Source organism: Phyllobacterium sp. P5_D12, from assembly GCF_054049495.1.
The window spans coordinates 1-8,822 of record NZ_JBFUMG010000168.1 but is presented as its reverse complement, the minus strand read 5'-3'; the positions used below and the strand labels follow the sequence as shown (position 1 = coordinate 8,822).

General features: G+C 54.1%; 10 protein-coding genes. 4 read left to right on the top strand and 6 right to left on the bottom strand.

The genetic code is table 11. The annotated features are described in order from the left end of the window. Positions 1 to 478: 478 nt before the first annotated feature. The 3 genes from ACXJ5O_RS12980 (at position 479) to ACXJ5O_RS12970 (ending at position 2,434) form a co-directional block, all read left to right on the top strand. A complete protein-coding gene (locus ACXJ5O_RS12980) occupies positions 479 to 730 on the top strand; it encodes a hypothetical protein (RefSeq protein WP_457300247.1) in 252 nt (83 codons plus the stop codon). A 184-nt stretch (positions 731 to 914) separates the two neighbouring features. Continuing rightward, positions 915 to 1,160, top strand: coding sequence for a zinc-finger domain-containing protein (locus ACXJ5O_RS12975; protein WP_224505865.1), 246 nt, complete (start codon positions 915 to 917; stop codon positions 1,158 to 1,160). Further along, positions 1,157 to 2,434, top strand: a complete 1,278-nt coding sequence (locus ACXJ5O_RS12970) for an FAD-dependent monooxygenase (protein ID WP_457300246.1) — start codon at positions 1,157 to 1,159, stop codon at positions 2,432 to 2,434. The genes ACXJ5O_RS12975 and ACXJ5O_RS12970 overlap by 4 nt, the downstream gene beginning before the upstream one ends. Before the next feature lie 3 nt (positions 2,435 to 2,437). Here the strand turns inward: ACXJ5O_RS12970 and ACXJ5O_RS12965 are convergent, their stop codons facing one another. The 6 genes from ACXJ5O_RS12965 to ACXJ5O_RS12940 form a co-directional block, all read right to left on the bottom strand. Continuing rightward, the gene (locus ACXJ5O_RS12965) at positions 2,438 to 2,596 is read right to left on the bottom strand and encodes a hypothetical protein (protein ID WP_457300245.1); all 159 of its coding nucleotides are present in this window, start codon (positions 2,594 to 2,596) and stop codon (positions 2,438 to 2,440) included. Positions 2,597 to 3,004: 408 nt separating this feature from the next. After that, a complete protein-coding gene (locus tag ACXJ5O_RS12960; protein WP_271893603.1) occupies positions 3,005 to 3,808 on the bottom strand; it encodes an amino acid ABC transporter ATP-binding protein in 804 nt (267 codons plus the stop codon). 13 nt (positions 3,809 to 3,821) lie between these two features. Continuing rightward, complete coding sequence (locus ACXJ5O_RS12955; RefSeq protein ID WP_457300244.1) at positions 3,822 to 4,979, bottom strand: amino acid ABC transporter permease; 1,158 nt, start codon at positions 4,977 to 4,979, stop codon at positions 3,822 to 3,824. Positions 4,980 to 4,981: 2 nt separating this feature from the next. Beyond that, entirely contained in the window at positions 4,982 to 6,178 is a 1,197-nt protein-coding gene (locus ACXJ5O_RS12950; protein ID WP_457300243.1) for an amino acid ABC transporter permease, read from the bottom strand. 144 nt (positions 6,179 to 6,322) lie between these two features. Next, the gene (locus ACXJ5O_RS12945) at positions 6,323 to 7,351 is read right to left on the bottom strand and encodes an amino acid ABC transporter substrate-binding protein (protein WP_457300242.1); all 1,029 of its coding nucleotides are present in this window, start codon (positions 7,349 to 7,351) and stop codon (positions 6,323 to 6,325) included. A 238-nt stretch (positions 7,352 to 7,589) separates the two neighbouring features. Beyond that, positions 7,590 to 8,384 (bottom strand): phosphatase PAP2 family protein, encoded by a 795-nt coding sequence (locus ACXJ5O_RS12940; protein WP_457300241.1) that lies wholly within the window; start codon positions 8,382 to 8,384, stop codon positions 7,590 to 7,592. 98 nt (positions 8,385 to 8,482) lie between these two features. Here ACXJ5O_RS12940 and ACXJ5O_RS12935 point away from each other — a divergent pair. Then, positions 8,483 to 8,822: PLP-dependent transferase (locus ACXJ5O_RS12935; protein WP_457300240.1), on the top strand; the 340-nt coding region annotated here is incomplete at its 3' end.

Below are 8,822 nucleotides of genomic sequence, written 5' to 3'. Positions count from 1 at the left end.
AAAACGTCCCGTTAAAAATGGAAGACCCTTCGGCGCGCTTTGGAAATGGTCTTAGGCGCTCACCCTAGACAAGTCTTTTGACAGTTTGATAGCAAGCGTCTTGAAATCGTCATCATACCGCTAAATCGCACTCTAGAGCGAAAAACATCCAAATGGAATCGTTCTACCCGGTGAATTCGAGTCAAATCCATCGGCAGAAAGCAGAACCGATCGATCTTCTGCGAATTATTTAGCTGCTGAAATAATTAGCAAATTTAAACTAATTTGCGCCGAGCATATTAACAATAACTGACAGATTAACTCGACAATACACGGAGAACATGGTCATTTATTAGTGGGGCAATGAATGCCCGTGGCCGGGACTGGCCGAGGGYAATGTTTAATCCGATGCCCGGACCTTTGATTGGACTTTTTATAACGTATCGGCGTTAACCTATTGGAATTCCTGCTTGAATGCATGAACTTCACTGGAGCGGCTATGGAAAAAATTATTTCCGTTCTTCGTGCCTTCGTCCTTATCGCAATATTTTTTGGCATATCTTCGGCGTATGCCCAAACATTAAACGTCGGCCTGACAATTGTACCCGCAGATCGCGCTGTCGTAACAGACGCGGCCCGAAGGCCAGACAACAAACGCAATGGTCATATTCGCATTGTGGAATATGTCTCCCCGGGCTACGCAGCCGTTCCAAAGTCCCGGCAAAAGGCATCTGCTTCTACTTTGAAATAACCATTCAAGCAGCCCGGCTTGAGAGGATAGTTGACCTCCCGGTGGGGTGCCTCCGGGATTCGTACAGTTTCGCGAATGCAGAAACAATACTGCGACATAGAACGCGTTTCCTTTGCGCGCCTTTTGTTTTAAGACAAAGCGAATGGGCGCGATGCGCGCTTGGCGAAGATTTCAGGAGCGAATAATGGCTGGACACAGCATCCCTCATTTCCAGAACAGCGCAGGACATGCAAGCATCGCCATCGGAGTGAAGGAATTCATGTGCGTCGGCGCCAATTCGCCTTTCGACCACCCGCATGTTTTCCTCGATCTCGGCGATGACAATGAGAAGGTGTGCCCCTACTGCTCTACACTTTATCGATATGACGGATCACTTGCCGCCGATGTGACCGTTCCCGAGGGTTGCACCTATGTGGATAAGGCCGCTTGAAAGCAGCGCTAATCGATCTGAAAACAGAACGAAACAGGCGAATACCAAATCCTGATCAGATCATCATTGCCGGTGCAGGTATTGCTGGCCTCACTCTTGCCCTTGCGTTGAGCGCCAAGGGCTTTCATGTCCAGATATTTGAGAAAAGCGCGGCGCTCGCCGAAATCGGTGCCGGATTGCAGCTTTCCCCCAACGCGACACGGCTTCTCGCCCGGCTCGGCGCGATGGAACAGCTGCAATACGCATCCGTCGAACCGCAAGCCGTCTGCTTGCAGGATGGAACGAGCGGCGGCGCGTTGCTACGGTTGCCGATTGGCGAACAAGCGAAAGAGCGCTGGGGTGCGCCGTATATCGTTTGTCACCGCGCCGATTTGCAGAACACTTTGCTCACCCTCGCGCGCAGCCAGCCCAACATCGCGATACAGCTGCAGTCGACCGTGACGCAGCGCAAGGCAGACAGCCAGGGCATGCTCGTCCGTGTGCAATATCATGACCGCATCGAAGAACACCGCGGCGCGCTGCTGGTCGGCGCAGACGGCGTGTGGTCGAACTTGCGCACCGCCGTCTCCGACGCGGACCGTGCGCGTTATACCGGCATGGTCGCATGGCGATCATCACTAGGGGTCGACCAACTGCCGGAATCGTTCAAGACACTGTTGCCACCAGGGGTTAACGTCGTCGCCTGGACTGGCCCCAACGCGCATCTGATCGCTTATCCGATCCGTTCCGGCCAGATGATCAATTTCGTAGCGGTTGCGCCCGACCATCAGGCTGGCAACCGATGGCCCGTTCCTGTCGATCCAGAGAGCCCGAGCCAGAATTTCATCCGGGAATTCGCCGTTTGGCATGTGGGACTACGCGATGTCATGCGGGCGGGTCGTCCCTGGACGCCGTGGCGGCTGTTCGAGATGAAGAAATGCCGATTCCTGGCCGAGGAACGTGTGGTGCTGATTGGCGACGCTGCGCATGCCATGACACCGTATGCGGCACAGGGTGCAGCGATGGCCATCGAAGATGCGTGCGCACTGGCTGATGTGTTGAGCGCGGACCGTGCCGCCTGGCCCTCTGCCCTCGCCCGGTTCAGCAGAGCCCGGACGAAGCGTATCAGCGCAGTTGTCAGGCGCGGAGCGCTCAACCACCTCGCCTATCATGCAAAGGGACCGGTGGCCGTTGCGCGTAATATCCTGCTGCGCAACCGTCCGGTCGAAAAGTTCATCAAGGGATTTGACTGGCTGTACGGATTTGATGCGGAAGAGCGAAAAGAACAGGTTTGAGTGTTATTCGGCCGGGTTGCCACGCCGTTTCAACTCGCGGGTGATTTCGGCGATGCGAACGTCAGTCTCCTGCATTTGGTTCATCTCATATTTGTAGTAGAAATAAGCAACGACCCAAATGATCAAAGGGACGATCGTCATGTAAATGGCATAAATTTCCATTCAACTCAGCCCCTTCCTTAAGGTATTTCTACCAAACATATGCAGTACGATTGATATCACAATCCATACGAGAGAGGCAACAATGAGCCAAATTGTCTTTTCCCAATCGAATTGGTGTATCGATGAGGGGTTCGTGGCGATACCGGCCACGGGCCCTATAAATCCCAGGACTATAGCCGCCGTCGATAGGCGATCAAACGCTCCCGCGACATACTTGCCAATCTCACTTTTTTGCGTCTTGAGCTTTGTCGCCTGATCTTCCAATTCGTCCCTGCGTGGTTCCCGAAGATTTTCCGTCATAAGAATTCCGATGAAATGGATTTGTCAAAAATGTGGAATTGAAAATCGTAAAGAGACGGCGGCCGGTTTGGCCGCCGCAATAAATCGCGAAATTTCGTTCCAGGACTGCTAGTGCAGGATCTGGCTGAGGAACAGTTTCGTGCGCTCGTGCTGCGGGTTGTCGAAGAATGCTGCCGGTTCATTCTGCTCGACGATCTGACCCTGATCCATGAAGATCACGCGGTTTGCGACCTGACGGGCAAAGCCCATCTCGTGGGTGACGCAAACCATCGTCATACCTTCTTCGGCCAACTGGACCATCGTATCCAGCACTTCCTTGATCATCTCCGGATCGAGTGCCGAAGTCGGTTCATCAAACAGCATGATACGCGGATTCATGCAGAGCGACCGGGCAATTGCCACGCGCTGCTGCTGACCGCCGGAGAGCTGGCCCGGATATTTATTGGCCTGTTCCGGGATCTTGACGCGTTCCAGAAAGTGCATCGCCACCTCGTCGGCCTTTTTCTTCGGCATCTTGCGCACCCAGATCGGCGCGAGCGTGCAGTTTTCGAGGATCGTCAGATGCGGGAAAAGATTGAAGTGCTGGAACACCATGCCGACTTCGCGGCGCACCTCGTCGATCTTTTTCAGATCGCTGGTGAGCTCGATGCCGTCGACAAGGATTTTGCCGCTTTGATGCTCTTCCAGACGGTTGATACAGCGGATCATGGTGGACTTGCCCGAACCGGAAGGACCCGCAATGACAATGCGCTCACCGCGCATCACCTTCAGGTTGATGTCCTTCAGAACGTGAAAGTCGCCATACCACTTGTTCATGTTGATAATTTCAACAGCTACGTCCGTCTTTGAAACGTGGAGGAGCGAGCGGTCGACATGGATTTCTTCCGGGTCGATGATGTTTTCAGTGGTCATAAGCATATGCTCCTTAGCGTTTGTGTCCTGTATCGAGCCGGTTTTCCATGAACAGGGAATAACGCGACATGCCGAAACAGAAAATCCAGAAGACGAATCCGGCGAAGACCAGGCCGGAAATAGGTGTTTGCGGAGATGCCCAATTGGCATCGGCAAAGTGCTGTTTCACGATTCCGAGGAGATCGAACATGCTGATGACGGAAACAAGGCTCGTATCCTTGAACAGACCGATGAAGGTGTTGACGATACTGGGTATCACCAGCTTCAGCGCTTGCGGCAGGATAATCAGCCTCGTTTTCTGCCAATAGCCAAGGCCGAGTGAATCGGCACCCTCATATTGACCCTTGGGGATCGCCTGAAGACCGCCGCGCACGACCTCTGCCATGTAGGCGGAGGCGAACAGCGCCACACCAATCAGGGCACGCAGCAGTTTGTCGAATGTCACGCCCGGCGGGAGGAACAGCGGCAGCATGTAACTTGCCATGAAGAGGACGGTTATTAGCGGGATACCGCGGATCGTCTCGATGAAGATGACGCACAGCATCTTGATAACAGGCAGTTTCGACCGCCTCCCCAACGCCAGAATGATTCCAAGCGGCAAGGAAACGCAAATACCGACGAAGGATATCACCAGCGTGACCAGCAAACCGCCCCACAATGGTGTCTCGACATAGGAAAGGCCAAGCCAGCCGCCAACGAGCAGGAAGAACGCCACGATCGGGAAAATGAAGAAGAACGTGACGGCGTTGAGCGCCTTGTAGGGCACTTTGGGAATGAGCAGCGGAACAAGAAGCAGCACAAACATAATGCCCACGAGATTGACGCGCCAATGTTCCTCAATCGGATAGCGGCCATACATGAACTGGTTGAAATTGGCATTCACATAGGCCCAGCAGGCGCCAGACCAGCCTTCCGGCTGGATACCGCCCTGCGCAACGGTCGCACAGACCGACCGGTCAGGTCCGGCCCACGACGCCTCGATGAACGCCCATCTGATCACCGGGGGCAGGAACCACGCAATGATCAGAAGCGCGAAAATCGTAAGTACCGAATCGATGGGCGTGGCGAAGAGATTGGTGCGCACCCATTTGACCACGCCACGTTCGGCCAGCGGCGGTGTCTGCCCTTGAAGCATTTCGGTACGGACAAAGCTTAAATTACTATCTACCATGATCAGCGCTCCACCAGTGCCATTTTGGCGTTGAACCAGTTCATGAAGAGCGATGTCAGAACACTGATGCTGAGATAGACCACCAGCCAGATGGTAACGACTTCAATAGAACGATTTGTCTGATTGAGGATCGTCCCGCCCACTGCAACCAGATCTGGATAGCCGATCGCAACGGCAAGGGACGAGTTCTTGGTCAGATTGAGATATTGGCTCGTCAGAGGCGGGATGATGATGCGCATTGCCTGCGGCACGACCACGAGCCGCGTCGTCGGGCCTGCGCGCAATCCCAGAGCATGAGCGGCCTCGCTCTGGCCCTTGCCGACGCCGCGGATGCCGGCGCGAACGATTTCGGCGATGAAGGCAGCGGTATAAAAGGACAAGGCCAAAAAGAGCGACATGAACTCCGGACCGACCTGAGATCCGCCCTTCAAATTAAAAGCGCCGAGGACCGGATAGTCGAACGACAGCGGGAAACCCTTGATGGCGAGCGCCAGGACTGGTAGTCCGACAATCAATCCAAGCGAGGTCCAGCCGACAGGAAACTGTTGTCCAGTCGCCATCTGCCGCTTATAGGCCCAGCGCCGCACGAAGAATGTGCCGGCAATGCCAACCAGAAGGCCAACCCCTGCAAGCCACGYGCCCTCACCGAAGACAGGCGCAGGGAAGAAAAAGCCGCGATTGTTCAAGAACGTGTTGAACGGCAGGCTGATGCTTTGACGGGCCTGCGGGAGCACCGACAAAACGCCGGAATACCAGAAGAAAATAACCAGTAGTGGCGGAATGTTGCGGAAAACCTCGACGTAAACCGTGCAAATCTTGCGTATCAGCCAGTTGTGAGAAAGCCGGCCGATACCGATGATGAAACCGATGATCGTGGCGGTGATGATGCCGGCGAAAGCAACTGTCAGCGTGTTGAGAATGCCGACCCACAGGGCTTGCAAATAAGTCGAGTCACTCGAATAAGCCAGGTACGGACTACTGCTGATATCGAAACCGGAGCGACCGTCCAGAAACCCGAAGCCCGATGCAAGGTTGGCACGCTGGAGATTGGCGATTGTATTGTTGACCATCCAGTACACGAGGCCGGCGATCACAAGGACAGCCACCGCCTGAAAAATATAACCGCGGAATTTCGGATCGTTTAAAAGTGATACCTTGGCGCTGTCTTTGCCGACAGGCGTAATATCCTGTGATGCCATTGGCCCCTCATTTCTGTAAATGCTTGTTCTTATTGTTTTTTATTATGGTAGGTGAGGAGGCCGGGCCTCCCCACCTGATTTTCAAAAGATCACTTTGTTTGACGCAATTCCAGTTCCCATTTTTGCTGGAATTGCTTCAAGTAATCAGCGGATCGGCATCGCGTACTGCAGGCCCCCCTTGCTCCACTGGGCATTGATGCCGCGTGCAATCTTGAGCGGGCTTCCGGAACCGAGGTTCTTGTCGAAAATTTCGCCGTAATTGCCGACGGCCTTGACGATGTTTACGACCCAATCATTGGTCAGACCAAGATCAGTCCCAAGCTTTGTCCCGGCTTCCTGACCAAGCACACGCTTGACTTCAGGGCTGTCGCCCTTGGCCAATTCCTCGACGTTGGCTTTGGTGATGCCAAGTTCTTCTGCAGTCAACAAGGCATAATGAGTCCAGCGAATAATGTCGGCCCATTGCTGATCACCCTGGCGTACGACAGGTCCGAKCGGCTCCTTTGAAATGATCTCAGGCAAAACTATGTGATCATCCGGCGCTGTTAGCGCGAGGCGGTACGCATAAAGACCGGACTGGTCTGTCGTATAGGCATCGCAACGTCCTGAATCGTATGCAGCATTGACCTCTTCAACCTTCTCGAACACGACGGGATTGTATTCCATCTTGTTCGCCTTGAAATAGTCGGCAAGGTTCAGCTCGGTGGTCGTGCCCGCTTGAACGCAGACCGAAGCACCCGAAAGCTGCAAGGCGGAATTGATACCCGACAACTTCTTCGAGTTGATCATGAAGCCTTGACCGTCATAGTAGTTGACGCCGGTGAAATCAAAGCCCTGTTCGTCGCGGCTGAGAGTCCAGGTCGTGTTGCGAATGAGAACGTCGATCTCGCCCGACTGCAATGCAGGGAGGCGGTCTTTCGCGGACAATGGCGTATATTTTACTTTTGTCGGATCACCAAAAACGGCAGCAGCAACTGCGCGGCAATAGTCAACGTCAAAACCCGACCATTCGCCTTTGTCATTCGGTGAAGCGAAGCCTGGAAGACCGGTGTTGACGCCACATTGAAGGAAGCCCTTCTTCTTGACGTCGTCCAGTGTGGCAGCTGAAGCTGCGTTCGCCAGAAGGACGAGCGCCGAGGCTGCCAGAGCGCCCTTCAAAACAAGATTTTTCATAACGATTTGACCCTTTAGGTTGATGCCCATAGTTCCCACAGAGGAAAAATCATATTGGCGGATCGCTCCCCGCGCCCCCAAAAAAAGGGCCCAATATGTCTCCCATTCACACGGCTATCGAAGGCCATTCTGACGCTTTGGTCAAGCGATAATCTTTGCTCAATATTATAGCAATGTTAGACTTTCGACTGCTCACGAAGAGATTTTTGGATCATTTGTTGTTCAGACCTGCATTTTGTTACCAAAAACGCTCGCTGAACCGCATAGAAGGCCAGAATTGGCTTTTCCCGAAGACGAAGGCGGTACGGCGTCCGGCCAGGAATCGTGCCAGCACAATCGTGAACAGAAAGCCGAGCGTATAACCGGCCACGACATCTGTCGGATAGTGAGCGCGGGCAAAGACTCGGGTCAAGGCGATGAACATAGTCGCCAGGATGATCGGCATCCGCCAGCGCGGGAACCACAGAGCCAGTACACCACCAACCGCGCCCATCGTGGTTGAATGACCAGACGGAAAACTCGCAAAATTATACCCGGCTTCGAACGGTGAAAAACTGTTGGCGCCCAGCGTATCGATGAATTTTGGGCGCGCCCGGCCGATAAGGAACTTCGCAATATTGGTCAGGATCCCAGATAAAGCTATAGCCCAGAAAGCGAAGGTCGCCTGTGCATAGACGAGGCCAAAGCGGGCACGCCGGTCCTTGGCAATATTCCCCCAATCGATGCCGATCAGGCACACGCCAATGGCAAAGGCCGGAATGAGATACCATTGCGACAGGCCGATATCTGTCAGATGCCGGACACCATTAAGGGGCTCATAGGTCGACAGCGTGCGCGACAGGAGCGCGTCATAGGGATGAATCAGCAGAATGAGGAAGAAGATGAGAACCACAGCCATGAACATGCCGTTCGTCCACGCGGGCGGAGAACCCGGATAAGCGGGAGAATTGATGCGGCGCAGAAAGCGGACAACGGAGTGACCGACCCGGGTCAAGGCGGATTGCGTTTGTTCCTGATTGTGTGGCTTCGTCATCTTGTCTTTCCAGTCAATCAGCCTGCTCTCCTGTTGCAACAAGCACGCGGTGGCATTATCGACATCTCGTAGAGCATACAAGATGTGGAGACGATCTCATGGATAAGCAACCGAAACTACTCGGAATCAATACAAGGCTTGCCCATGGTGGCTATGATCCACGCGACTATCACGGCTTCGTCAATCCGCCTGTTGTCCATGCCTCTACCGTGCTGTTTCCAGATGCGCAAACCATGGCTAGTCACAGCCAGAAATATACCTATGCCACGCATGGAACACCGACCACCGATGCTTTGCGCCGCGCGATCGATGAACTGGAGGGCTCTGCCGGAACAGTTCTCGTGCCCTCGGGTCTTGCGGCAGTGACGGTACCGCTTCTCGCTTTCCTCTCGCCAGGTGATCATCTGCTGATGGTCGACAGCTGCTACGGCAATACCC

Bases quoted from the DNA above. Each gene is read 5' to 3' on its own strand.
- ACXJ5O_RS12980 (WP_457300247.1), top strand. From the start codon at position 479: ATGGAAAAAATTATTTCCGTTCTTCGTGCCTTCGTCCTTATCGCAATA.
- ACXJ5O_RS12960 (WP_271893603.1), bottom strand. From the start codon at position 3,808: ATGACCACTGAAAACATCATCGACCCGGAAGAAATCCATGTCGACCGC.
- ACXJ5O_RS12975 (WP_224505865.1), top strand. From the start codon at position 915: ATGGCTGGACACAGCATCCCTCATTTCCAGAACAGCGCAGGACATGCA.
- ACXJ5O_RS12955 (WP_457300244.1), bottom strand. From the start codon at position 4,979: ATGGTAGATAGTAATTTAAGCTTTGTCCGTACCGAAATGCTTCAAGGG.
- ACXJ5O_RS12965 (WP_457300245.1), bottom strand. From the start codon at position 2,596: ATGGAAATTTATGCCATTTACATGACGATCGTCCCTTTGATCATTTGG.
- ACXJ5O_RS12940 (WP_457300241.1), bottom strand. From the start codon at position 8,384: ATGACGAAGCCACACAATCAGGAACAAACGCAATCCGCCTTGACCCGG.